The following is a 24932-nucleotide window of genomic DNA, read 5'->3' as shown; positions in this document are numbered from 1 at the left end:
ACCATTCACGCAGTAAAGTAGTGAACGCCAGCGTCAAACAAAGGCTGTTCATGGAAATCAGGAATATTCACGTACAAGCCTTTTCCTGCTCGCTCGCAATGTCCCATCTTTCCAAACACGCGGCCATCAGGGCTAGTAATACCCTCTACAGCCATAACAGATCCGTTCGGATTAACATTCAAACTCATACTTGGAACGCCATTACTGTCGACATATTGCGTGGCAACCTGACCGTTATTAATAAGATTCTCCATAACTTCAGGCGTAGCAATAAAACGTCCCTCGCCGTGAGAAATAGCAACCGTATGAACATCGCCAACCTGCGTATTTGCCAACCAAGGTGACATGTTGGACGCAACTCTTGTGCGCACAATACGGCTCTGGTGACGGCCAATCGTATTGTAAGTAAGCGTTGGGCACTGCTCGTCAATAGGAACAATATCTCCAAACGGCACCAAACCCAGCTTAATAAGCGCTTGGAAGCCGTTGCAAATACCCAACATTAAGCCGTCTCGATTATTAAGCAAATCGCGCACAGCGTCCGTAACTGCCGGATTCCTGAAGAAAGCAGTAATAAACTTTGCGGAACCATCCGGCTCGTCGCCGCCTGAGAAGCCGCCAGGAATCATAACAATTTGGCTCTTCTTAATTTCGTCCACTAACTGTTGAGCGGACTCAGCAATATCGCGCGCGCTCAAATTATTAATAATAAGCGTGTGAGCGTCGGCACCAGCCTTTTCAAAAGCAGCTTGAGTGTCGTATTCGCAATTGTTGCCAGGGAAGACTGGGATGATAACGCGCGGGTGCGAAAGCGGCGTAAGCTTTGTGCGCACGTGATTTTTAGTAGAAACATTGGTTTCGTTAATAGTTTCTACAATTTCGCCAGGCTTTTTATAAGGGAAGATTGAAGCAAGCTCATTTTCCCAAATCTTCTGCAAATCGCTTAATTCAACGCACTCGCCAGAAGCGGAGGTAATCGTGTAATCTTCGCTAGTTTCGCCAATTACTTCAACGTTTACCAAGTCTGAATCTGCCGAAGGAATGTCGGCATCTTCCGCAAGTTCCGCAAAGAAACTTCCGTACGCTGGCTTAAACAAATCGTTGTCGCTTACTGTACTGTTCAAACGCAAGCCAATATGATTGCCCAACGTCATCTTAAACAGGATTTCAGCACTTGCACCGTAGCCAGGCGTAGACACAGCAAGAAGTTGCTTGTTTTTCGTAAGATTTTCGACAATATTGAGAATCTTCAGGAAACTTTCTCTTTCTGGAGTAATTCCGTCGGATTTATATTGAGGAGCAATGCGCACCACGCGATGGTTTACGCCCTTAAATTCCGGGGAAACAACGAGACGCGCATCTCCGGTTGAAACAGCAAACGAAATTAAAGTTGGTGGCACATCCAAATTCTCAAAACTACCGCTCATAGAATCCTTGCCACCAATAGCACCCACGCCAAAATCAAGCTGGGCGCTTAAAGCACCGAGAACGGCTGCAGCAGGCTTACCCCAGCGTTCTGGAACGTCGTTTGGCTTACCAAAATACTCTTGCAAACTCAAGTAAGCACGTTCTCGAGTGAAACCGCTTGCCACGAGCTTTGCCAAAGACTCAACAACAGCCACATAAGCCCCAGTAAACTGGTTCTTTTCCATCAAATACGGATTAAAGCCCCACGCCATTGCAGAAGCAGTGTTCGTTTCGCCAAATACTGGGAATTTCGCAACCATTGCCTGAGCTGGAGTAAGCTGACGGCGGCCGCCAAACGGCATGAGCACTGTTGCGGCACCAATAGTGGAATCGAAGCGCTCAGCTAAGCCCTTGTTAGAAGCTACATTAATGTCTGCAACAAGATTGCGCATGCGTTCGCTCAGCGATGCGTCAGACTGGCTTTGCCATGGGGTTTGGTACGACTCGCCGGATTCAATGTGCAAAGCCTGCTGTTTTGGAGCACCGTTAGAAGCCAAGAACGCGCGGCTTAAATCAACAATAGTTTTTCCACGCCACGTCATGCGCATGCGAGCTTCTTCAGTAACCGTTGCCACGACTGCTGCCTCAAGATTTTCTTCGCGAGCATACTTAAGGAATTCTTCGGTATCGCTTGCGGCGACGTCTACAGCCATGCGTTCCTGAGATTCGGAAATAGCGAGTTCCGTACCGTCAAGGCCCTCGTACTTTTTAGAAACTTTGTCGAGATTAATAATTAATCCGTCTGCAATTTCGCCAGTTGCTACAGATACGCCGCCCGCGCCAAAATCGTTACAGCGCTTAATAAGTTGGCAAGCGTCTTTTCGTCGGAACAATCGTTGCAGTTTGCGTTCGATAGGAGCGTTGCCTTTTTGTACTTCAGCACCACATTCGTCGATACTTTCAACGTCCTGAGCTTTTGAAGCGCCGGTAGCGCCGCCGATGCCGTCGCGTCCGGTGCGACCACCCAGAAGAATAATCACATCCCCAGGTGCAGGCGTTTGCCTACGTACGTGGTCGGCTGGGGTAGCGGCAACAACCGCGCCAACTTCCATGCGTTTAGCAACGTAACCCGGGTGATACAGTTCGTGAACTTCGCCTGTTGCTAAGCCGATTTGATTGCCGTACGAAGAATAGCCGGCAGCTGCAGAAGTTACGATTTTTCGTTGTGGAAGCTTACCGGTTAAGGTTTCGCTTATTGGGGTGCGTGGATCGGCGGCGCCCGTTACGCGCATGGCTTGATACACGTAGGATCTGCCGGAAAGAGGGTCTCGAATACATCCGCCAATGCACGTTGCCGCGCCACCAAAAGGCTCGATTTCTGTAGGATGATTATGCGTTTCGTTCTTAAAGAGGAACAGCCAATCTTCATCGTGGCCGTTCACATCAACCTTAACTTTTACCGTGCAAGCGTTGATTTCTTCGGATTCGTCCAAATTTTTCAGCTCGCCGGTTTGTTTCAAATATTTTGCACCAATTGTTGCCATATCCATTAAGCAGATTGGCTTACTTTCGCGGTTAAGTTTGCTTCTTAAGGAAAGGTAACGTTGGAACGCTTCTTGTACGGTTTCGTCGTCGATAGTGATATTAGTAAGCTCCGTACCAAAAGTTGTGTGACGGCAGTGATCGGACCAATACGTATCGATTACGCGAATTTCGGTAATAGTAGGGTTGCGTTGTTCGTAACGGAAGTATTGCTGGCAGAACTGCGCATCTGCTAAATCCATTGCCAAGCCGCGCGTACGAATAAAATCTTGCAAGCCTTGAGCATCTAAATCGTTAAAGCTACTCAACACTTCCACGTCTGCTGGGACAACAGCCTCATGCTGCAGGCTCGTCACCTCATCGAGAGAAGCTTCACGCGCCTCGACGGGATTAATAACATAATGCTTAATCGCGTCCATAGCTGCTTCGTCAAGATTGCCTTGTAACGCAATGATTTTAGCGCTGCGCACGTTCGGGCGCTCGCCTTGACTAATCAACTGTATACATTCGCTAGCGGATTGCGCTCGCTGATCGAACTGTCCTGGCAAGTATTCAACAGCGAATACGTGCTCGGTAGTGCTAATTGGCAAATAGTCGTAGGTGTTGTCAACAGGAGGTTCACTGAACACTGTTTGCACGGCGGTATGGAACAAATCCTCCCCAATACCTTCTACGTCATAACGGTTAATAATTCGTGCGGAAGTAATCGCGCTTATGCCAAGAATTTCCTTAAGCTCGTGCAGAAGCTGTTGAGCTTGAACGTCAAAACCAGTGCGCTTTTCTACATATACGCGAAATACCACGAGAAACCTACCTTATTGAGTGTGCGGTACGAGTGTAGTGTTTATTTGTGTCGGTTACTATGTAATTATTTTAAGTTATGTAATTATCTTAAGTTATGTAATAAGCCGTAGCGTAAGAACAATGCGACTTACCGGCAATGAGATTGGCTGCTTTGTTACTGTATTACTGTAAGAAAGCATGTGGCCCGTACCCTTTGTAAGATACGAGCCACAATAAATCATTACTTTGTTACGCAGTCTTCTGGCTGACGAATGGCAACATCCAGGCCTTCGTTATTTGCCAAGGCTAAAAGTCTTGCGTGAATTTCTTCATAAGCAGGAATAATGTCGCCTAAATCGCGCCTAAACAAATCTTTATCCAAATGACTTACGCCATCTGCGCCAGCATTGCGCTTATCCCAAAGCCTGCAAGTATCTGGAGTGATTTCGTCCGCGAGCAAAATGTTGCCTTGCGCGTCTACGCCTTCCTCAATCTTGAAGTCCACCAGTTGCACATCAATCTTGGAGAAGATGTCCAGTAAAGCATTGTTAACGGCGTGAGCTTGACGCGTAATTTCCGCCATTTCCTCGTCGGTAGCAAGACCTAAAGCCACAACACCTTCAGGATTAATAAACGGATCGCCAAGTTCGTCGGATTTCACGCAGAATTCCAACAATGGCTTCTTTAATGGGGTTCCTTCCTTAACGTTGTAACGTTTTGCAAAAGAACCGGCAGCAGTATTGCGCATAATGATTTCCAGCGGGAACATGCGCATACGCTTTACGAGTTGTTCAGTATCGGAAATTCGTCCGAGGAAGTGGCTTTTTACGCCGCGCGCCTCAAGTAGATGGAATAGTAAAGAAGTAATCCGGTTGTTCAAACTGCCTTTACCGGCGATCTGAGCTTTCTTCAGACCGTTACCAGCGGTGGCCTGGTTCATATATTCGACCCAGAGCACATTGGTGTCATCGGTAGCGTACAGTTTTTTGGCTTTGCCTTCATACAACTTCTCAAGTTTTTCCATGATATGCCCTCTCTTCGTGCACTCACAGTTGTAGGCGCAAACCAACAATATTTGTAGGTTTACCTGACCTTGGCCAGCACGATTAGCGTAACAATTGTTGCCTACAAAATTTCCGACAAATATTGCCGAGACTCAATATAAATTATTGTTTAATACCTTTATTTTCAAAGTATTTCAGCATTTGCACAATCCGTATGCAATGCGCTTGCAATGCGTGTCGCATTTTTTCTTGCCTCGTCTTGTGTGGAACCGGTTGCAAGAGCTACAGCCATACGTCGATGGCCGTGCACAGATGGTTTGGCAAAAATTCGCAAACCGCTTCGATAATTTTCGTTCGCTTGTAGAGCCTTGGAAATATTAGTAAATCCAACTTCTCCCTCGCCTTCAACAACAATTGCATGGCTTGCAGCAACTTCATCATCTCGTAACGAAAGCGAAGTGTAGTTTGCTGTAACAGGCACTCCTAAAATAGCGAGCACGTGAAGCGCAAACTCGCTGTAATGCTGCGAAATCATAGTTACCATGCCAGTATCGTGTGGGCGAGGAGAAAGTTCGTTAAACAAAAGCGAGCCGTCTTTAAGTACGAATAATTCAACACCGTACACACCCCAACCGGTTTCGTCTGCTTCGCGCGCAATATTAGTTAAACCTTCTACGGCGCGTTTCGCAATATTCTGAGCATCAACACGGATTGATCCTGGAATATTAGCCGGCTGCCAAGATTCCCTATAATCTCCATCCTGCTGCCGTTGCGCAATCGGCTCGCAAGTGGTAATGCCTGCCGAAGAACTGACGGTAAGCACTGTAAGCTCGTAATCGAGTGGCGCCAAAGCTTCCACAATGACGCGAGAACACTCGTTTTCATGCCCAACTGCTGCTCGCCTTCCATGCTGAGCCTCATCCCAAGCATCTTTCAGCGTTTCAGAACTACGCACTACTGACTGCCCGTGTCCGGAAGAACTCATAACAGGCTTAACAACGCAAGGGTAGCCAACTTTTTTAGCTCCCTCCTCCAATTCTTCAAAAGAAGAAGCAAATCTATAAGGTGTAGTAGGAAGACCTAAATCTTCGTGGGCTATTGTTCGCAAGCGCTCGCGATCCATAGCGATGGCTGCGATATCCGAACTAGGTACCACCTGAATATGCTGGCTCGCAGCTTTCGCGAGAACCTTCGTAGCAATCGCTTCGACTTCCGGAATAATAATATTCGGTTGCACTTGTGTAATAAGTGTTTGCAATGCTTCGGGATTTGACATATCGAGTACACGATATTCGTGAGCAATTTGCATTGCCGGTGCGTTTTCGTAGCTATCTGCAGCGCAAACGCGCACGCCCAATCGCATAAGCTCAATCGCAATTTCTTTGCCAAGCTCACCTGAGCCAAGCAGAAGTGCCGTCGTATTATTGCTGTTTTCAGTTACGCCAAAAATGTGCTGATTTTGCTCAGAAAAACTCATACAACCATTGTTACATTTAGTATTGTCTAGCTGGGGATTAGTTTTAATATGCGACGCGCCGAAGTGTGTTGTGCTAGCGTAAATCGAGGGAATCGTGTATAGTATTCCTCTGTTGTGTGATTCGATTTGTTTCGATTCGTTTCGCGCACATGGTGGCTATAGCTCAGTCGGTAGAGCATCTGATTGTGGTTCAGAAGGTCGCGCGTTCAAGCCGCGTTAGCCACCCCATTTGAACGGCTGGTAATTTTCCGGCCGTTTTTTGTTATGCGATTTTTGTTATGTGATTGTGTCTCACTTAAACCAACGCAGCCTATGGAGTAGACTGGTATGGTTACACATTTAGAAATATGACACGTGTGAATGTTGACGGCGACATTGCGCATTACATAGCGCATGGTGCAGAAGGAGTATCGTATGGCTGGTAAAGCAACACCGCGCGAACCTTGGTGGGAGAGTGCGCTCCTCTTTGTGCCAAGAGCTTTGGGTAAGATTGTGCGTTCGTTATGCGGCGTGGGGGAGTATGACGAGGCGTACCGTAGAGATGGTTTGTGCTTTGTTATGCTGGTTCTTGCCGTGTTGTTTTGCGCGTCAGAATGGTTCCGAGTAAGTGGATTTATCGGTGTAGGCTTGCATATTGTCGCCTCCAGTGTGCTGGGTGTTATGAGTGTAGTGTTGCCGATTTGGTTGACTATTGTTGCAATTCGTTTAATGCGAAATAGTGGCGCTGGTTCTGGTAATCCTCGCGTTATTACTGGTTTTGTTTTACTATTGTGGTCAATTTGTTCAATTCTTGACGTTACTTCGGCTTCTCGGCATCACGCTTTTAGTTTTGAGATAGTGCAAAAAGCTGGAGGATTGCTAGGTTTCGCACTCGGCTCGCCTTTATCGTGGGGTCTTTCACGCCCATTCGCACTCGTAATTTTCGTGCTTATTGCCATTTTTGCAATCTTAATGATTGCGCGACTTCATGTCACCGATATTACGAAATGTATTTCTGATATTGTGTCGGCAGTAGGGAAGAAAAAGTCGCGTGAAAAAGTATCCGATAACGATTCCGAAGACAGCGATAAGCCTTTGCAATTTGCTGAAGGTGTGCCAACTCACGAAGACGACGCCGAATCTACAAAATCTAGTGATGCGAAATCTTCCCCTGTTCTGCGTTGGTGGAAATCTTTATTCAAAGGCAAGCAGAGTAATAAAAGTGACGATTTATTAGATGAATATGCTGGTGACGATGCGTTTGCTCATGCTGCTGCGATTCATGGGGATGCTAAGGAAGAGCTTGAGAGGACGGAACCTCACCAGGCTCGTACAGTAAGAAGTAGTGCCGATTACGATTACAGTTACGGCAATCTTGGACGTGAAGATAATGCTGACGATTCAGGATTGGCTCCTAGAACTGCTTCTTCAACACCCATGACCTCTGCAGAAACAATGCCGAAAGCTCCTATGAGCAATATGCCAGGTGGTGTGCGCGATCCGTGGTCGACGATTCCTGCCGAACGTATGGATCAGTATCGTGCGGATCAGGAGAATGTTGATAAAGCAAGTGCTGATAAAGCTCAGCATAGTGGTGGCGATAGTGCCGCACTTGTTAATGGATCTGTCGACGCTTCCGATGATTTGTCAACTTCTGAAGATCAGCCTTATCAACTTCCAGATTTGCGTTTACTGGCTTACGGCAAGCCTCACGCTGCTCGTACCCCTGCTAACGATCAGGTTATTCGCGCTCTTACCTCTACTTTTGAGCAGTTTGACGTTGACGCCCGCGTTATTGGCTTCCTTAGAGGCCCTTCTGTTACGCAGTACGAAGTTGAACTTGGTCCTGGTGTAAAGGTTGAAAAAGTAACCAACTTACAAAAAAATATTGCGTACGCTGTGGCGAGTACAGACGTGCGTATTTTGTCTCCAATTCCAGGAAAGTCTGCTATTGGTATCGAAATTCCAAACGTTGACCGCGAAATTGTGCATTTAGGCGATGTGTTGCGTTCTGAAAAAGCAATTAATGACCCTAATCCTATGCTTACCGGCGTCGGTAAGGATGTTGAGGGTCATTTTGTGACGGCTGCTCTCGATAAAATGCCGCATTTGCTGGTAGCTGGTGCCACTGGCTCCGGTAAATCGAGTTTTATTAACTCAATGCTCACGTCGATTATTATGAGGGCAACTCCTGAACAGGTGCGCATGATTATGGTCGATCCTAAGCGTGTGGAACTTTCCGCGTATGCTGGTATCCCGCATTTGCTCACCCCTATTATCACGGATCCTAAGAAGGCGGCACAGGCGCTTGAGTGGGTTGTGAAAGAAATGGATGCTCGCTACGACGATCTGCAATTCTTTGGTTTCCGCCATGTGAAGGATTTCAACAAGGCTGTGCGTGAGGGCAAAGTTCATGCTCCGGCCGGCTCTGAACGAAAAGTTGCTCCATACCCGTATTTGCTGGTGGTTGTGGACGAGATGGCTGATTTAATGATGGTTGCTAAGAACGACGTGGAAAGTTCGATTCAGCGCATTACGCAACTTGCTCGCGCTGCAGGAGTGCACTTGGTTTTGGCTACTCAGCGCCCGTCTGTAGACGTTGTGACCGGCCTGATTAAGGCTAATATTCCATCTCGTTTGGCTTTCGCTACGTCTTCTGCAACTGATTCCAGGGTTATTCTTGATACTGTTGGTGCGGAAACTTTGATTGGTCAAGGTGACGCTTTGTTCCTTCCAATGGGTGCTGCTAAGCCTCAGCGTGTGCAGGGTTCGTGGGTGAGCGAGTCGGAGATTCGCAAGGCCGTGGAGTATGTGCGCACGCAGCGCAAGCCAAGGTATCGTGAGGATATTGAGCAAATGGCGCAGCAGGCGGATTCTCAGGCTCAAAGCAAACTGAAAACGAGCGATATCGGTGACGATATGGATGAACTATTGCAGGCTGCAGAGCTGGTTGTTGGTTCACAATTTGGCTCTACTTCAATGCTTCAGCGTAAGCTTCGCGTAGGCTTCGCTAAGGCTGGTCGATTGATGGATTTGCTGGAATCTCGCGGCGTTGTAGGTCCTTCTGAAGGTTCTAAAGCTCGTGAAGTTTTGGTGCAACCGGAAGATTTGCCGAAGGTTTTGGCGTTTATTCGTGGTGAGTCAGATTCGTTGTAATATAATGTGCTGTATAGCGTGTAGCTATGTGGTTGGATAGTTGTCTGGCAGTTATTTGATAAGTTATTTGATAGTTGTCGGATGATATGGTATAAAACTGTAAGTTTTAACCGTACGATAATATGGAGACTATGGGTATGAAGAAGAAAGCTAAGTCGTCACTTTTTGCTGGCTGGAATTGCGCTCCTAATATTGTGACTTATGTGCGTATCGCGTTGTCACTTGTTTTTATCGTATTGTATTTGGTTGCTGGGGATTGGGGCTCCCGGTCAATCCCGTTGCGTTGGGTTGCGTTAGTTTTGTTTATTGTGGCAGCTTCTACAGATAAGCTTGATGGGTGGATGGCTCGCAAGTATCATCAGGTTACTGAGTTGGGTAAGTTACTCGATCCTATTGCTGATAAGATTTTGATGCTTGCTGCTTTGTTTATTGCTTCTCTTTTTGGTGAGGTTTATTGGTGGATAACCGTTCTGTTTGTGTTGCGTGAAGTTAGTATTACGGTTATGCGTTTCTACATCATTAAAAAGGGTGGCAAGGTGATTGCCGCCTCGGCTGCCGGAAAGTATAAAACGTTAACGCAGGCTTGTGGTATCGCTATGATCGTTGCGCCAGTGCTTTCCACGTTTGGAGGTGAGGGCCTTCCTTCGTGGGTTATTTCCTATTACGCTGTAGCGTTTGGTTTGCTCGGTATTTCTTTGGGCTTTGCTTTCTACTCTGCAGTGTTGTATGTGTATGGCGCTTTCTTTGATAAGTCTGCTTCGGAAGATTATGGTAGCAATATTGCTGGCGTGCCAGTTACTAAAGTGAATGAGCCGGCTGGGTTTGCTAAGTCGCCTAGGTCGCCTAGGTCGTCGCGCGTGTCAAAAGAGGCTCCGGTTGCGCCGTTGAGCTCTTCTGCTGCGTCTAGCAATATTGACGATTCTGATGATATTTTCCACGGCAGCGTAAGGTAGTATACGCGTTCATTTATTTTTACGATTAGTGAATTTGCGTTGTTGCGCATGTTTGTAGCTTACGTTTTTCTTAGCGTGGTTTATTTTTACATCTCGATGCGCGTCGTCATTCAGTTGTAGGAATATTAGCGTGGTAGAGATTTGAGATTTTTCGCACTGAACGAAGACGGACGTCAGAGCCGCAGGCTACTGACAAGTCGAGCGAAGAAGAAAAATCGAAAAATCTCTGCGATAAGATGAGGTTATTAACGATTAGCACGCAGAGTTTAGGGGGATTTCTCTACGAGCACTAAAAGAGGACTAGGCGCATTGACTTGCCGGAGCGCTTAAAGCGTAGCGCGCGTAGGCACTTCAATGCGGAAACTCGCTTAAGTTGGAAGTCCGGGGGACTTCCAACGCGAGCTTCGCAAGCGAGCGTAGTAAAACGCGAGCGTCTCATTACGAGCGCTTAAGAACAAAGCGACGAAGGAACGCTCGCGCGGATAACGCGCTCGCTACTGAGCTTGCGTTGAAAGCACCCCGTGCTTTCAACTTGAGCAAGCTCACGCTCCGAGTTGCTTTCGCGCGCACAATGCTGCGCTCAAGCAGGTCGTCGCGCGTGCGAGGAGAGAAATCCCCCAAAACTCGCGCCATATTAAACGAATTGTAAAATAACCTATGCCTTTGGGTGTTGTTTGGAAACTCGTAAGCTACAAGTGTATAGAGGGTGCGTAGTGGTAAATCCTGGTAATGATGCTAGGTGGTCGAGGTTGAACATGAGTGATTCTTCTGTTGTAACTATGGCGTCGAACGTTATGGACGCAAGCGTGCGCAGAGGTTGGCATATTGCTGCTGCAGAGTCGCTGACCGGGGGACTGTTGGCGGATGCGTTTGTGTCGGTGCCGGGTGCTTCGCGCGTGTTTTGCGGTTCTGCGGTTACGTATGACATTCATGCTAAATCGAAAGTTCTTGGTGTGGATTGTGAGTTGCTTCAATCGCAGGGTGCTGTAAACCAGCAGGTTGCTATGAGTATGGCTGCGGGCGCTGCGCGCGTGTATCGGGGTTGCGGTTGGGAGTATGGGACTTGTGCTGAGGATGCTGCGAATTTTCCTATTTTGGGGCTGTCGACTACGGGTGTTGCGGGGCCTGGTCCGGATGGCGATAAGCCTGCGGGTTTGGTTTTTGTAGGTTTGTTGCTTCCTGGTGTTGCGGATTTGCGTGAGGAATTGTTAAGTGTTGGCAGACTTGTGCTTGAGCAGGGTGACGCTGTGCGCATGTGGGATCGTGTGGTTGATAGGGATGTGGCGTTAGCTTTTGAGCTTCATGAAGTTGGTGACCGTGAAGCTGTGCGTAAGGCGTCGGTGTATCGGTTATTGCATATTGCTGCGAGTATGCTTGGTGCTGATACTTGTTTGCGGTAGGGGGTTGGTATGCGTGAGCGCGAATTTTGGGAGCTTCTTGAGGAAATTTTTGGCCGCGAGTTGGGTCGTAGTATTGCGAAAGATCAGGGTTTGCAAAAGCTTGACGGCTTGAGTGCGTGTGAGGCTTTGGAAGCTGGCGTAGAGCCTCGTATTGTGTGGAATATTTTGTGTGATCATATGGGAGTGCCGGATAGTAAGCGGTGGGGTAAAGATCATAATGCGCCTCCTTTGCCTGCGCGCTGAGGTGTGTGGTGGCAGTATTTGTTGGTGTTGTGCGTTGCGTTAACAAGACACGCAGTGTCGAACAAATGTTCGTATGGTGAGTATACTAGAGATTACTTGGAGATGCACGCGCCATAGGCGTCATGGTGGATAACTAGCTTTTATCCACATTGCTCAAAAGCGCTTGCAGCGGCAATGTGTAAAGAACTAAAGTCGTTCAATACATGGCGGCATGCGAAAGGAGTAGCAAACATGGCGCAAGCGAAAGGTAAAAGTAATATTGATCGCCTTATTGATGCAGATAAGGCTGATCCGCGTCGTCAAGCGGCGTTGGAAACTGCGTTAGCCAATGTTGAACGGCAATATGGAAAAGGCTCTGCAATGCGATTGGGTGACAGGCCTATGCAGGATGTAGAGGTTATTCCTACTGGTTCGTTAGCGTTGGATACTGCTTTGGGCATTGGTGGGGTGCCTCGTGGACGTATCGTTGAAGTGTACGGTCCTGAATCTTCTGGTAAAACAACGTTGGCATTGCACATTGTTGCTAATGCTCAGCGAGCTGGAGGTGTGGCAGCATTTATTGATGCTGAACATGCGTTGGATCCGGTTTATGCGCGTAAACTCGGTGTCGATACTGATTCTCTTATTGTTTCGCAGCCAGATAATGGTGAGCAAGCGTTGGAAATTGCGGATATGCTGATTCGTTCTGGAGCTTTGGACGTTATTGTGGTTGATTCCGTTGCAGCATTGGTTCCTAAAGCAGAAATCGATGGTGATATGGGAGATAGTCACGTAGGTTTGCAAGCTCGTTTGATGAGTCAGGCTTTGCGAAAGATGACGGGTGCATTGTCTCAAGCTGGTACAACGGCCATTTTTATTAATCAGCTTCGTGAAAAGATTGGTGTATTCTTTGGTAATCCTGAAACAACTACTGGTGGTAAGGCGTTAAAGTTCTACGCTTCGGTGCGTATGGATATTAGGCGTGTTTCTACTATTAAGAATGGTGAAGAAGCTGTTGGCAATCGCACGAAGGTGAAGATTGTTAAAAATAAAATGGCTCCGCCATTTAAAACTGCAGAGTTTGATGTGCTTTACGGTGAAGGCATTTCAACTGAGGGTTCAGTTATTGATATGGGCTTGCAGTATGACGTTATTAAGAAATCTGGTTCATGGTTTACTTACGAAGGTGAGCAGCTTGGACAGGGTCGCGAGAACGTTCGCAAGTTCCTGAAAGATAATCCTGCTATTACCGAAGAAATTAGCGAGAAAATAAAAACGGCGTTAGGGGTGACACATCCTGAGGATCAATTCGCTGAGAATGAAAAGGTTGAGCAGTCTTCGAAAGAATCTTCAAACACTGTGCCAGATGAGCAGGATGCTGAAGCCTAAAAGTCTAAGTAAGACTTTTGTATCATTCGTAAGTTCAAGAATATAAAGTGAATAAGCATGGTTATAAGTGTGGAGAGTTTTCTTCGCAATCATCCAGCAGTGCTTACTGAAGCAGAGCAGAATGATGCTGTGCTCAGTAACACTGCTGCGAGTGACACAGTGCTCGGTAATGATGGTGTATTGCGAGAAATAGCTGGTGATTGCACTAGTAGTGATATGGCGAATACACCGTATGATAATAGTGCGTCACGCTGTTGTGAAAGTGGAGAAAACTCGCTCCTGACCAATGCGCTTACATCTACAGATTCTTGGCGGTCTTTCGGCGAGCAATCCTTCGGCGAGCAGTCAGAACAGTCGCCTGAGGAACAGTCGCCTGAGGAACAGTCGTCCAAAGATATTGCCGCTGCAGTGGCAATTGCAGCTGGCTACGAGGTTGATGAGCATAGCACTAATTATGCTCGTAAACGGCGAAAGAAACGATACGATAACAAGACGGTGCGTTGCGGTTCCCGAATTGTTCAGCAAGTTTCTCAAAAGCAGTCAGTTAACGAGGATGATTGTAGAGAAGCGGCTTTGCGGTTGTTGGATTATGCTCCACGCTCAATTGCCGATGTACATCAGCGTTTAACGGAAAAAGGCTATGCGGATGCAACTGTTGACTCAGTAGTAAAGCGCTTATGCGAATTACGCTTGCTTGACGACTGCCAGTATGCACAACTGGTGATTCGTTCATGCGTTGCGCGCATGTTGGGTGCTCGAGCTACACGCTTGGAATTACAGCGTAAAAATGTAGAATCTTCAGTGATTGCTAGCAGCATAAGCCAAGCGCAAGAAGCAGGCGTTTTTGAAGAAGCAGCGTGGGAGCTTGGTAAAAAAACGGTGCAACGAACACGTAACCTTGATGCGACAGTGAGAAAGCGCAGATTTTTTGCTGCTGCAGCTCGCAAAGGCCATGATTTAAACGTTATTAACGAAGTGTACTGCACGCTTTTTGAAGAAGAAAACTCATAAAAGCGTACAGTACTACGCTAACGCTATCTAACGTTATCTAACGTAGTCTAACGTTGCATAACGTAAGTCAATGCAGGCTAACGTATATCAACTTGGCTACTGGTAGTCAAACCATATAAGCAACGTCAGCAACCAAATCAATCAGCAGTGTTAACAACCAACGATACTCGTGTTATAGTGCAATATTGTGCGCATGTTCTCGCACATATTCGGGCATTTCTTCAATACCAATAACATCAGTAAAACGAGGCGTTTTATTCTCAAGATTACGTAACATAGCTGGAATTTTAGTATTCGTAACCTTACTTACGGCATCCATGCAATGGAAATCATCCAAATCTTCAACTTCAAGAGACAACGCTTCGGCTACAACGCGAGGGAACTTATAAGGGCTTGCCGTGCTTAAAAGCACACGCGGCACACTTTCGTCATGTGGAATATGCTGCATAACGAAGTAGCCACAAGCAGTATGCGGATCAATTACATACTGATACTGCTTCCAGCAGTCTGCAATGGCCTGACGAATCTGATCTTCGTTTGCCCAACCGCAACCAAACAGTGTACGTATTTTTGCGAGCACATCCTCAGGAATTTCAAACGCACCCCACTGCTGCAAATCATTCATAAGCATTTGTATAAGACGAGTGTCTTTATTGCACATATAGTACAACATGCGTTCCAAATTAGATGAGACAAGAATATCCATAGAAGGAGCAACCGTGTGATGGAACGGACGTTGACGGTTATACGTTCCGCTTACTAAGAAATCAAACAAAACGTTATTACTATTACTGGCAACAACAAGATGCTTTACAGGAAGGCCAAGCATTTTCGCATAATAGCCAGCAAGAATATCACCAAAATTACCCGTTGGAACGCAGAATTCCACTTCGTCGCCAAGCGTTATCACTTGCCTCTTTAACAAATCAGCGTAAGCAGCAAAATAGTAAACAACCTGAGGTACTAGCCTGCCAACATTAATTGAGTTAGCAGAAGACAACACCGTGTTTTCGTCGTTCATAAGACTGTCAGTAAGCTCGCTGTTTGTGAAAATCTGTTTTACACCAGTTTGAGCGTCGTCAAAATTGCCACGAACTGCGCAAACTCGCACGTTTTCTCCGACTTGAGTGGTCATCTGCAATTCCTGAACGCGACTTACTTTGCCTTCCGGATAAAACGTAATCATAGAAGTACCAGGAACATCAGCAAAACCAGCCAACGCTGCCTTTCCAGTATCGCCGGAAGTTGCGGTGAGAATCATCACATTCCTACCGTCAGCAGAAGATTCCTCACGCGTATGCGACATCAACTGCGGCAACATTTGTAAAGCAACATCCTTAAACGCGCAAGTAGGGCCGTGGAAGAGTTCCAGCACAAAATCTTTAGTAGAACCAAGCTGGTGAAGAGGAGTGATACGCTCGTCGGACCACTGTTCAGCATAAGCGCGTTCCACGCACTGAGCAAGTTCTTCCGTTGAAAAATCAGGAAGCAACAGTTGCAAAATGTCTTGAGCAATCTCCTGATACGATTTCTCAGCAAGATGAGTAATATCGTAACGTTCCTCGCCAAGGCAATCAGTTACGAATAAACCTCCATCTTCAGCAATACCCTTACGAATCGCTTGTTTTGCTGTGCACATTCGTGTAGTAGAACGCGTGCTATGGAATAAAGCCGTATCTGTTGCCATGATGCCTCCGTAAGATATGATTTTCACCTTACTTGCAGTGTGTGCAGTGTCTTAATATTTGTTAGAGAGTTTTCTTAAAACGCATTGGGAGCAGCACGCTTTAAGAAACACAACCCCTTATCTATGGTACCTGATGCGCTGGGCGAACGGGCGTGTGCTAATCTCGTACGTATGACAACTTTTAATTCCACTACTGACCACAGTGTCAATAATGTAGAAACCAACAATCTGAAGGGGAGTGCGTTGGATATTGACGATTTAGTGAATGCTCGTGCGGATGCTGCCCGCGCGGCATGGCGAGTTTTTTCGCATGCAGACACTCGCGCCAAAAATAAGGTGCTCGAGAACATGGCTGACGCTTTAGAATTATCGGCTGGTGACATTGCGAAAGCTAACGCCATAGATCTTCAAGAAGCGCAGAGCCGAGGCATGGATGCTGGAAAATTAGATAGGCTGAAATTTGACGAGGAGCGTATTAAGAAAGCGGCACAAAGCGTTAGGAATATTGCGCAATTAGCGGATCCTGTTGGGGAAGTAGTGCGCGGCTACACACTTCCTAACGGTATTCAACTTTCCCAAGTTCGTGTCCCTATGGGAGTGATGGGCATGATTTACGAAGCTCGTCCTAACGTAACTATTGACGTTGCTGCTTTGTGTATTAAATCTGGTAACGCTGCCATTGTGCGCGGAGGAAGTGCGGCCCTTCATACGAACCAAGCAAGTGTCGCTGTTATACAATCCGTGCTTGCAACATCCAACGTGAGTGCGGATTTAATTCAGTCCGTTGACGACTTGGGTAGGGCGGGAGCTACGGCAATGATGCACGCTCACGGTCGCATTGATGTGCTCGTGCCGCGTGGAAGCGCAAAACTTATTGCCGCCGTTGTAAAAGAATCCACTGTGCCGGTTATTGAAACTGGAGCTGGAAACGTTCACATTTACGTCGATAAGACTGCGGATATTACCAAAGCGATTCCTATTATTATCAACGCAAAAACTCAGCGTGTAGGCGTGTGTAATGCGGCAGAAAAATTATTGGTGCATAGTGATATTGCGCAAGAATTTTTACCACAAATCGCTGCTGCTTTAGCTGAACATAAGGTAGTATTGCACGCTGACGATAAATCTTACGATATTTTGCAAGCGGCTCATATTGATTATTTGCAACTTGAGCATGCTACAGACGAAGATTGGGGACGTGAGTATTTGTCGCTTGATATGGGCGTAAAAATTGTGGAAGATAGTGACGGAGCTGCCGATCACATAGCGCGCTATTCTACTGGTCACACAGAAACTATTATTGCTGAAGATTACGGCACTATTCAACGTTTTATTGCTAGCGTTGATTCTGCAGTAGTTATGGTAAACGCGTCGACACGATTTACTGACGGAGGCGAGTTTGGTTTTGGTGCGGAATTAGGCATTTCTACGCAAAAATTGCATGCGCGAGGCCCTATGGGATTGCGGGAAATGACCACAACCAAGTGGATTGGCTACGGAGATGGTCAAATTCGTAGCTGATATTGGTAGCGAGACTGATTTTAGTGATTACGTGGCGGTAAGGTAAGAATATGCCTAATAATGATGTGAATATGACTCCGGCTGAAGCACTCGATATTGCCGCAGAGCGTTTGTCGATTGTGCGCTATGTGTTTTTGGTGCAGATTGAGGAAGGTATCGCTTCCGCCGCGCAACGCTCGTCACTCGAATACGCTGACGCCGTGCTAATGGGTTGGCCAGATAGTGACGCAAAAGATGTAACGCTTCCGGAAGATTCTGCAATGACGCAAGTGCTCGATTATATGCGTCGTATGGAACGGCATATTGCTAAATTTAGTGAGCTTGAGCGTGCTCATGACGTCGACGCTATGACGGAGATGCTTGAGAATATAACGGAATCGGTTGCCAATATTCGCAGTATTTATCAGCCTGATTTCCCGCTGCCTACTTTTTCTGAAATTAAGCGTGTTGTGCAAGACGAGTGGAATGAGGAAATGGGCAATATTAACCCGGACAGCGCCAATGTTGCTTCGGGTGTGGTCAATGAAACCGCTGTAGAAGATGCGGAAGACAAGGAATCTGAATCGGATGCCTCCTGAATTACGCAGCGACGATGAGCGTCGAATGTCTGACCTGTTCCAGGGTGCGCCCGTTGAGAATGGTGCTTCATCTCATCCTTCGCTTGCATTAAATAAAAGGCGCATGTCTGCTCGCGGAAACGTGCACGAACGGCAGCGAATTGGCATTATGGGTGGCACTTTCGATCCGATTCATAACGGCCACTTGGTTGCAGCTTCAGAAGTTTCTTGGGTTTACGATTTAGACGAAGTAATTTTTGTGCCAACCGGTAGACCAGTGTTTAAGCTGGATAAAAAAGTTACGAATGCTGAAGATCGTTACTTAATGACGGTTATTGCTACCGCTGCTAATCCAAAATTTACGGTTTCACGCGTTGATATTGATCGCCCTGGTGTGACGTACACTATTGATACGTTGCGTGATATTCGCGCTCAACATCCGGATGCTGAGTTGTTCTTCATTACTGGCGCTGACGCTGTGGCTGAAATTATGCAGTGGAAAGATGCGCGAGAAATGTGGAAGTTGGCGCGATTCGTCGCTGTGACCCGTCCGGGATATTCTAGGCCGGGAAAGTTGGCTGATTTCAATTCGCCGCTTATACCTAGGGAGCCTTGTACTAGCGATAACGGCGTAGTTGTACATTGCGACGATATGGTGCATTGTGATACTTCACATTTGCCGGTTGATATTTTGGAGATTCCTGCGTTGTCGATTTCTTCTACTGACGTACGTCGACGTGTTGAGCATGGTGAGCCAGTATGGTATTTGGTTCCAGACGGAGTGGTCCAGTATATTGCCAAGCACGGTTTGTATCGTGTCTGATTGTTGACGTTTATTTTGTATAACGTCTCGCTAAAGAAAACCAACCTGCGCAATTAAACTGTACTTTTATTGATATTTTCGGCTTGTCGGTTATCGTCGTCGCAAAAAGTTAGTATTGAAGAAGTTCATTTCGCAAATTATAGCGAACTAACGTTTGGAGATATGGTGAGCATCGTCCTTGAAGGAAAGCCAGATAAAAACCTTGTTCTCGTTACCGGTCGCGCCCATCCAAAGCTTGCGCATGATGTAGCTGACCAGCTTGGTATCGATGTGTTGGAAACGACAGCGTACGATTTTGCCAATGGTGAGATGTACGTTCGTTACACGCAGTCGGTGCGTGGCACGGATGTGTTCGTACTGCAAAGTCATTGTGATCCTGTGAATAAGTCTATTATGGAACAGCTGATTATGATTGACGCTTTGAAGCGCGCATCTGCCCGTTCGATTACTGCAGTATGTCCATTGCTTGGGTATTCTCGTCAAGATAAGAAGCATCGCGGCCGCGAACCTATTTCTTGCCGTTTGATGTTTGATTTGCTTAAGACTGCCGGCGCTGACCGCATTATGAGCGTTGATTTGCACGCAGCACAGTCTCAGGGCTTCTTCGATGGCCCGGTTGATCACTTGATTGCTATGCCAGTTTTGGTTGATTACGTGCGTGATCGTTTCCGCGACGATCTTGCGAACGTTACGGTTGTGTCACCAGATGCGGGCCGTATTCGCGTTGCAGAACAGTGGGCGCAGCGTTTAGGCGGCGGTCCTTTGGCTTTCGTGCATAAGACACGCGATATTACGTGTCCGAATAAAACTGTTGCCAACCGCGTAGTTGGTGACGTTGCTGGGCGTGATTGCGTGATGGTCGATGACTTAATCGATACGGCTGGCACTATTGCTGGAGCTTGCAACGTGTTGAAAGATGCCGGCGCAAAGTCGGTTACCGTTGTGGCGACGCACGGTGTACTTTCTGGCCCTGCTGTTGAACGCTTAAAGTCTTGTGGCGCTCGCGAAGTTGTGTTGACGGATACTGTGCCAATTCCAGAAGAAAAGCGTTGGGATGGTTTAACGGTTCTTTCAATCGCTCCACTTCTTGCAAGCGCAATTAAGGCTGTGTTTGAGGATGGTTCGGTTGCAAAACTGTTTGACACGTACCCGGAGCATCACGGACAAGGCTTCTTATTCGCATAAAGCTAGTAATCTGTGTGTACTAGTAATAAGTGATTTGATAGCCACGCGTTGTTACTATGTGCGCTTTGGTTCTTATTTACTTAAGAGACACTAGCAGTTTTGCTGCTGCGCACATCGACCAAGATACCAACCTCTCTACTAGAACTTTCGTTTAATTGCGCTGCTTGAGTGTAACAAATATTAGTTTGGTAGAGTTTAGGGGGATTTCTCTACAAGCACTAAAAGAGGACTGAGGAAGCAACATTCATAGAGAACGAAGCAGACATAAAAGCCTCTAACAACCAGAGCGACGAAGGACGGGACGTGCGAGGAGAGAAATCCCCCTAAACTCGCGCCACAGCAAACAAGAATGGAGTGCTGTGATATAAGCAATTTGTCGCTCGCGCACACCTCGTCAAATAAAACCAACACAACGCACATTAAACTCTCGATTAACCTTGCGCCACGCCAAGTTTTGCCTATGTCAATTGGTGTGGCATAATAGTGACTTGGCGGTTTTTCCGCCGTTCCCTCATGGTGTAATGGCAGCACACGGGTCTTTGGAACCCTTTGTCTTGGTTCGAATCCAGGTGAGGGAGCTGATACGAACGCTACTTGCTTTTTGCAGGTAGCGTTTTTTGTTTTGTTTTACTTTGGATAAACGTTAAGACGTAATAGAATAAAGCGTGGTAGAACGATAATTATTTGGTACGAATAGGAGCGTATGCGTGGAAGAGCATAAGGTAACCGCGGCAATTATTTTGGCAGCAGGCGATGGGACGCGTATGCGTTCGGCAATACCGAAAGTACTCCATCCGTTCGCGGGAAGAACCTTCCTCAATCGTGTTATTGACGCCATGTCTGGCGTAAATCCTACAGAACTTGCGGTAGTTGTGCACGCTCAAGCTGAACGTGTTGCTAAAGCTGCGTTAAGTTACAATAGCAACGTTCGTATTGTAAACCAGGACGATAAGCCTGGTACTGGTCGCGCAGTGCAGTGTGCTATAAAATCTCTTAACGAAATTTCTAACAATAATACCGGCAAGGCGCTTGAAGGTTCTGTTGTAATCTCAGCAAGCGATATGCCGCTTCTCGATACTGAAACGTTGCAGTCGTTAGTTGACTTCCACCATGCCCACGGTAACGTCGCTACGGTACTTACGGCAGTTTTGGAAGACGCAACCGGCTACGGTCGTATTGTTCGTGAAGCAAACGGTGACGTTTTGCGAATAGTAGAACACAAGGATGCTAACGCTGGCGAGCTTGCTATTCACGAAGTAAACACTTCCGTCTACGTGTTTGAAGCTTCTGTACTGTCTGATGCTATTGCCAATCTCAACGCTCAAAATGCGCAAGGTGAGTTTTATTTAACCGACGCGTTGGAGCATGCTCGCAAGTTTGGTCACGTTGGCGCCATGTCTGCTCCAGATCCACTCACGGTGGAGGGCGTGAATACGCGAGTGCAATTGGCTGCGCTCGCCAAAGCGTATAACAAGCGTGTGTGCGAAAAATGGATGCTTGAAGGCGTAACCATTCTCGATCCGGATACTACGTGGATTGAGGACGATGTAACGCTTGCTCAAGATGTTACGGTTCTTCCTGGCTGCTTCCTTCAAGGTCATACTACTGTTGCAAGTGGTGCTGTGGTCGGTCCTTATACGACGCTTATTGATGCGCAAATTGACGAAGATGCGGTAGTAGAGCGTTCGCGCGTGCAAGAATCGCATATTTGCAGGGCTGCCAACATTGGTCCGTGGACGTATTTGCGTGCAGGCAATGTGCTTGGTGAGGAAAGTAAGGCCGGCGCCTTCGTAGAAATGAAGAAAGCGCATATTGGTAACGGTACGAAAGTGCCGCACTTAAGCTATATTGGCGATGCTGACTTAGGTGAACACACGAATATTGGTGGCGGTACGATTACTGCGAACTACGACGGCGTACACAAGAATCACACTGCTATTGGCTCTGGTGCGCACGTTGGTGCTGGCAATCTGTTTGTAGCTCCCGTTACTGTGGGAGATGGAGTTACTACCGGTGCGGGATCGGTGGTACGTCACGATGTTCCGGCTGATTCTATGGTGTACTCGGAGAACACTCAGCACGTAGTAGAGGGTTGGAAGCCGGCCTGGGAACGCTAAAAGGCGTTTGCTGGTAAGAATTGTTGGTAAGAATTGTTGGTAAGAATTAAGGAGTAGTAACGTTATGACAGCTTTAGAAAGTTCAGTTAAGGCCGTTCGTATTGCTGCCGCTGCTGCAGATCGTTTGAAGGCTACGGATGAGCAGGCTTTTGACGTAAGTGATTTGCTTGGTATTACGGATGCGATGCTGGTTGTTTCTGCGTCCAACGAGCGTCAGGTGCTTGCCGTTGCTGAAGAGATTGAGAAAGACTTGTTCCTAAAAGATAACAAGCGTAAGGCTTTGTCTCGAGAGGGCTTGGAATTAGCTCAGTGGATTCTGCTTGATTTTGGTGATTTTGTGGTTCATGTTATGCACGAGGAAGCGCGTCAATTCTACCGCTTGGAGCGTTTGTGGAACGATTGTCCGGCAATTGATTTGCAACTTCCGGAGCATACTGGCGAGACTGAAGAATCTAGCGAAAATAACGACGACAATACTAGCGAAACTGAAAAGTAAGAAGAAAGTACGGTAAGAAGAAAGTACGGTACAAACCATGGTTGATTTCGTAGAAAATGTTGCGGGTAACGTAAATAATTCCATTAATAGTGCGCACGAAGGAATTGCGCGCTCTGTTATGCTTATTCGTCATGGTCAAACGCCGTACAATGCTCAGTTTCGTCTTCAAGGCATGATTGATATCGCTTTGGACGAGTCTGGAATGGATCAGGTGACTCGTTCCGGTAAAGCTTTGCGCGTGCTTTTTGGTGCTTCGGACTTGGAAAATCCAAAGGACCCGAACAGCGCTGAGCATGTGCGCATTACTCCTGAGGAAGCAGACGCGAGTTTTGTGGCGATTGTTTCGCCGCTTATTCGCGCTCAGCAAACGGCTCACGCTTTTGCAGATAAGATTGGGCTTCATGTGCATGTTGAAAACGGTGTGCGAGAGCGTTTCTTTGGTGAGTGGGAGGGCTTGAATCGTCAGCAGATTAGCGAGCAGTGGCCGGAAGATTTTAACGCTTGGGTAAAAGGCGAGGGCGGTGAGCTTCGTCACGGTGCTGAATCTAAGCAGGAAGTTGGCGAGCGTGCAGCTGCGACTGTTGAAGAGTGGACGCGCAAAACCGGTTCCGACCGCGATTTGCTAGTATTTTCGCACGGCTCTTGCCTTTCTCAAACCGTTCATAAATTGCTTGGATTAGACAAGGTAGATCCTTCTTATAAGACGATTGGTGGCATGGGGAACGGTCGTTGGGCGCGCTTAATTCCAAGCCTTAACGCTGATGGTTCGATTCATTGGCGTTTAGATGCTTACGATCAAGGCCCTGCAGCTGACCCTACGAGCCAGCGTCTTATTCGCATTTGGGGTGCAGCATAGAGGGCTGCGTAATCTTTCCTTCTTTGCCGCTTAATTGCCGCTTAATTCTCGAAAGCTACCGTTTAGCGGTTTTGTAAAGACAGACTATTTACAGTGCCGTATAGTCAAAATTACAAAGCAAAAAGCTAGCAAACGCTAAGAAAAGTTAGCAAAAACTAGCAAACGCGAACGGTAGCACTACGGAAAGGAGGCTTTATGAAAGTAACGATTGCTATTGTGCCGCCAGAAGAAGAGCAGTCAGTGCAATTGTCAGTTCACAATATTGACGACAATCTTAAACGCATTATTTCTCAATTACAAAGCGTCGATTCTAAAAATGCAAAAGTAAGTAACGCAGAAAATAATACTGTAAATACTGAGATTGCCGAAAATAATACTATGAATGCTGCCAATAGCAACAATAATTCATTCATATACGGTTATATTAACGATTCGATTATTGTTATGCACGAGCCAGATGTGATTATGATTTGCGTAGAAAATTCGCGCGTAATCATTCACAGCGATAAAGGCGAGTGCGTGTCCTACAAGCGCCTGATGGATTTTGACAATTCGCAATTTGCGTCGTTTGTGCGCATATCTAAATCCGCAATCGTGAACTTGAATCGCATTGTTCGAGTTGATCCGGGATTCGGCGGAAGTATGAGCGTAAAAATGGACGATGGAAGCGTTGAGTGGATTAGTCGCAGATGCTTAGCAGGATTCAAAAAGCGCTTAGGAATGTAGTTTTAAGCGTAGTCAAATATAAAACTATCAAAAATTTTAATACTAATTTTTAATACTTAAAAAGGAAACGATTATTATGGAAAAGCAAGTTACAACTTTTGGTAAAACAATGGTAAAAAACATTGTTAAAGGCATTGGCATAGGGTGCACTATTTTTACAGTAATGTCTTTTATTTCAAGCCTGTTAGCACATAGCGCGGTTGGAAACAGAATTGCATCTTATGCTGTAGCCGCGTTTGTTATAGGCATAGGATATGGAGTGTTCGCTATTTTTTGGTCGAATGAACGCATGTCAAATCTTGCAAAGTTCGTTTTTGCGCTAGTTCCGCCAATTGCTATTCAATTTATTGTGTCTGTGATTGTTGGATGGATTTCGTTCAAAGATGAGCCAGCGGTGATTTGCGGATGGATTGCGTTCACTGTTATTTTCCCGATTGCGATTGCTGCAGTAATATATTACTTCGAGAAGAAGAGTGCGGGAGAAATGAACGCTAGGTTGCAAGCATTGCGTAAAGAAAGCAAGTAAAAATTTAAGTAGATAATTTAAGTAAAGAATTGAGTGGTGTTCATCTTCGCCTTTGAGGACGAACGCCACTCGATATTGTATGCCGCTTGCTTGAAACGTAGTAATTCGGCGTTTT

General features: G+C 46.6%; 18 protein-coding genes, 2 tRNA genes and 1 pseudogene. 17 read left to right on the top strand and 4 right to left on the bottom strand.

Features of this window, described 5'->3' with window-relative positions:
• Nucleotides 1-5: 5 nt before the first annotated feature.
• From HXT56_RS03665 to purT, 3 genes are all read right to left on the bottom strand, one after another.
• Complete coding sequence (locus HXT56_RS03665) at nucleotides 6-3752, bottom strand: phosphoribosylformylglycinamidine synthase (protein WP_421777745.1); 3747 nt, start codon at nucleotides 3750-3752, stop codon at nucleotides 6-8.
• 221 nt (nucleotides 3753-3973) lie between these two features.
• The gene (purC, locus tag HXT56_RS03660) at nucleotides 3974-4756 is read right to left on the bottom strand and encodes a phosphoribosylaminoimidazolesuccinocarboxamide synthase (protein ID WP_421777744.1); all 783 of its coding nucleotides are present in this window, start codon (nucleotides 4754-4756) and stop codon (nucleotides 3974-3976) included.
• Nucleotides 4757-4920: 164 nt separating this feature from the next.
• Entirely contained in the window at nucleotides 4921-6213 is a 1293-nt protein-coding gene (purT, locus tag HXT56_RS03655; RefSeq protein WP_421777743.1) for a formate-dependent phosphoribosylglycinamide formyltransferase, read from the bottom strand.
• A gap of 152 nt (nucleotides 6214-6365) precedes the next feature.
• On the opposite strand from purT, the gene HXT56_RS03650 reads away from it, so the two are divergent.
• The 7 genes and pseudogenes from HXT56_RS03650 to HXT56_RS03620 all read left to right on the top strand — a co-directional run bounded on the left by HXT56_RS03650 (nucleotide 6366) and on the right by HXT56_RS03620 (nucleotide 14323).
• A tRNA-His gene (locus HXT56_RS03650) sits at nucleotides 6366-6441 on the top strand.
• A 165-nt stretch (nucleotides 6442-6606) separates the two neighbouring features.
• Nucleotides 6607-9348: a DNA translocase FtsK gene (locus HXT56_RS03645; RefSeq protein ID WP_421777742.1), complete on the top strand. Its 2742-nt coding sequence runs from the start codon at nucleotides 6607-6609 to the stop codon at nucleotides 9346-9348.
• Between the two features lie 137 nt (nucleotides 9349-9485).
• Nucleotides 9486-10091, top strand: a pseudogene (gene pgsA, locus HXT56_RS03640) (CDP-diacylglycerol--glycerol-3-phosphate 3-phosphatidyltransferase); the annotation flags it as partial.
• A 965-nt stretch (nucleotides 10092-11056) separates the two neighbouring features.
• Nucleotides 11057-11701 carry a CinA family protein gene (locus HXT56_RS03635; protein ID WP_421777741.1) on the top strand — a complete coding sequence of 215 codons (645 nt, stop codon included), beginning with the start codon at nucleotides 11057-11059 and terminating at the stop codon, nucleotides 11699-11701.
• Between the two features lie 9 nt (nucleotides 11702-11710).
• Entirely contained in the window at nucleotides 11711-11944 is a 234-nt protein-coding gene (locus HXT56_RS03630; RefSeq protein WP_116711889.1) for a DUF3046 domain-containing protein, read from the top strand.
• Nucleotides 11945-12175: 231 nt separating this feature from the next.
• Nucleotides 12176-13312: a recombinase RecA gene (recA, locus tag HXT56_RS03625; protein ID WP_421777740.1), complete on the top strand. Its 1137-nt coding sequence runs from the start codon at nucleotides 12176-12178 to the stop codon at nucleotides 13310-13312.
• Nucleotides 13313-13381: 69 nt separating this feature from the next.
• Nucleotides 13382-14323, top strand: coding sequence for a regulatory protein RecX (locus HXT56_RS03620; RefSeq protein WP_421777739.1), 942 nt, complete (start codon nucleotides 13382-13384; stop codon nucleotides 14321-14323).
• A gap of 172 nt (nucleotides 14324-14495) precedes the next feature.
• On the opposite strand, the gene thrC is transcribed toward HXT56_RS03620, so the two are convergent.
• A complete protein-coding gene (thrC, locus tag HXT56_RS03615) occupies nucleotides 14496-16010 on the bottom strand; it encodes a threonine synthase (protein WP_116711887.1) in 1515 nt (504 codons plus the stop codon).
• A gap of 171 nt (nucleotides 16011-16181) precedes the next feature.
• Here thrC and HXT56_RS03610 point away from each other — a divergent pair, with 171 nt between their 5' ends.
• The 10 genes from HXT56_RS03610 (at nucleotide 16182) to HXT56_RS03565 (ending at nucleotide 24817) form a co-directional block, all read left to right on the top strand.
• Complete coding sequence (locus HXT56_RS03610; RefSeq protein ID WP_116712055.1) at nucleotides 16182-17531, top strand: glutamate-5-semialdehyde dehydrogenase; 1350 nt, start codon at nucleotides 16182-16184, stop codon at nucleotides 17529-17531.
• Nucleotides 17532-17581: 50 nt separating this feature from the next.
• On the top strand, nucleotides 17582-18109 hold the full coding sequence (locus HXT56_RS03605; RefSeq protein ID WP_421777738.1) for a phosphoribosylglycinamide synthetase: 528 nt from the start codon (nucleotides 17582-17584) through the stop codon (nucleotides 18107-18109).
• Nucleotides 18072-18911, top strand: a complete 840-nt coding sequence (gene nadD / locus HXT56_RS03600; protein ID WP_421777737.1) for a nicotinate-nucleotide adenylyltransferase — start codon at nucleotides 18072-18074, stop codon at nucleotides 18909-18911. The genes HXT56_RS03605 and nadD overlap by 38 nt, the downstream gene beginning before the upstream one ends.
• 162 nt (nucleotides 18912-19073) lie before the next feature.
• A complete protein-coding gene (locus HXT56_RS03595; RefSeq protein WP_116711884.1) occupies nucleotides 19074-20096 on the top strand; it encodes a ribose-phosphate diphosphokinase in 1023 nt (340 codons plus the stop codon).
• Between the two features lie 507 nt (nucleotides 20097-20603).
• Nucleotides 20604-20674, top strand: a tRNA-Gln gene (locus HXT56_RS03590).
• A 129-nt stretch (nucleotides 20675-20803) separates the two neighbouring features.
• Nucleotides 20804-22213: a bifunctional UDP-N-acetylglucosamine diphosphorylase/glucosamine-1-phosphate N-acetyltransferase GlmU gene (glmU, locus tag HXT56_RS03585; RefSeq protein ID WP_421777736.1), complete on the top strand. Its 1410-nt coding sequence runs from the start codon at nucleotides 20804-20806 to the stop codon at nucleotides 22211-22213.
• A 64-nt stretch (nucleotides 22214-22277) separates the two neighbouring features.
• On the top strand, nucleotides 22278-22709 hold the full coding sequence (gene rsfS, locus HXT56_RS03580; RefSeq protein ID WP_116711882.1) for a ribosome silencing factor: 432 nt from the start codon (nucleotides 22278-22280) through the stop codon (nucleotides 22707-22709).
• 37 nt (nucleotides 22710-22746) lie between these two features.
• On the top strand, nucleotides 22747-23565 hold the full coding sequence (locus tag HXT56_RS03575; RefSeq protein WP_421777735.1) for a histidine phosphatase family protein: 819 nt from the start codon (nucleotides 22747-22749) through the stop codon (nucleotides 23563-23565).
• A gap of 195 nt (nucleotides 23566-23760) precedes the next feature.
• A complete protein-coding gene (locus tag HXT56_RS03570) occupies nucleotides 23761-24291 on the top strand; it encodes a LytTR family DNA-binding domain-containing protein (protein ID WP_421777734.1) in 531 nt (176 codons plus the stop codon).
• Between the two features lie 76 nt (nucleotides 24292-24367).
• Nucleotides 24368-24817, top strand: a complete 450-nt coding sequence (locus HXT56_RS03565; RefSeq protein ID WP_421777733.1) for a DUF3021 family protein — start codon at nucleotides 24368-24370, stop codon at nucleotides 24815-24817.
• Nucleotides 24818-24932: the final 115 nt, after the last annotated feature.

Origin of the sequence: Gardnerella nova, from assembly GCF_049244055.1 — a bacterium.
GTDB lineage: Bacteria > Actinomycetota > Actinomycetes > Actinomycetales > Bifidobacteriaceae > Bifidobacterium > Bifidobacterium vaginale_H.
Note: the sequence above shows the minus strand (reverse complement) of the source record. Positions and strands in the feature narration are given on the sequence as shown.